The organism is Actinomadura sp. KC345 (assembly GCF_004348515.1).
GTDB lineage: Bacteria > Actinomycetota > Actinomycetes > Streptosporangiales > Streptosporangiaceae > Spirillospora.
Map to the genome: position 1 here is coordinate 1 of NZ_SMKH01000580.1, position 1,177 is coordinate 1,177.

At 73.6% G+C, this 1,177-nt stretch carries 1 protein-coding gene; it reads left to right on the plus strand.

The genetic code is table 11. The features are described from left to right. A partial coding sequence (locus tag E1281_RS39705; protein ID WP_131884819.1) for an FAD-dependent oxidoreductase occupies nt 1-1,159 on the plus strand: 1,159 nt, incomplete at its 5' end. Nucleotides 1,160-1,177: the final 18 nt, after the last annotated feature.

The following is a 1,177-nucleotide window of genomic DNA, read 5'->3' on the forward strand; positions in this document are numbered from 1 at the left end:
AAACGTCGTCGTGGCGGGGGCGGGTGCGGCGGGGGTCTCCGCCGCCGACACGCTGCGCCGCGAGGGGTACGAGGGTTCCCTCGTCCTGCTCGGCGAGGAGTCGGCGCCGCCCTACGACCGTCCTCCGCTGTCCAAGCAGGTTCTGACCGGCGCGTGGGAGCCCGAACGGACCGTTCTGCGCGAGGGCGGCCACTACGCCGACCTGGAGGTCCGGCTGATCCGCGCCCAGGCGTGCGGACTCGACATCGAAGGCGGGCTCATCCGGCTCGATGGAGGCCGGAGCCTTCCGTTCGACGGCCTGGTGGTCGCGACCGGCCTGCGGCCCCGCCGCCTCCCGCAGGGGCGCGACCTGGCCGGGGTGCACGTGCTGCGGAATCGCCCGGACGCGCTGGCCCTGCGGGCCGCGTTCGCGCCGGGCCGGCGGCTGGTCGTGGTCGGCGCGGGCTTCCTCGGCCTGGAGGTGGCGGCCTCGGCCCAGAGCATGGGGCTGGAAGTGACCCTCGCCGATCCACTGCCGGTACCGATGATGCGGCAGGTCGGCCCACGCATCGGCGGCGCCGTCGCGGAGCTTCACCGCGGCCGCGGCGTGGACCTGCGCATGGGGGTCGGCGTCAAGGAGATGGCGAGCGACGGCCGGGGCGCGGCCGTGACGCTGTCGGACGGCACGGTCGTGCCCGCCGACGTCGTGCTCGTCGCCATCGGGGCGGAACCCGCGGTGGAGTGGCTGCGCGGGTCCGGGCTTCCTCTCGGGGACGGCGTCGAATGCGACGAGCACTGCCGTGCTGCGCCGGGGATCTACGCGGCGGGCGACATGGCCTCGTGGATCAACCCCCGCTACGGACGCCGCATGCGGCTCGAACACCGGATGAACGCCACCGACCAGGGGGCCTGCGCGGCGCTCAACCTGCTACACGGGGACGCCAAGCCGTTCGCCCCGCTCCCCTATTTCTGGACCGACCAGTACGACGTGAGGATTCAGGCCCACGGCGTGTTCCCTGAGGAAAGCGACGTGACGATCGAGGAGGGGTCGGTCGAGAACGGGCGGTTCGTGGCCCTGTACCGGACCGGCGGTGAACTCACGGGGGTCCTCGGCTGGAACTTGCCCGCGCGCGTCATGCCCTACCGGAAGCGGCTGCTGGACCAGGCGCCGCCGCGGTAGGGCAACGGTCCCGGGAGG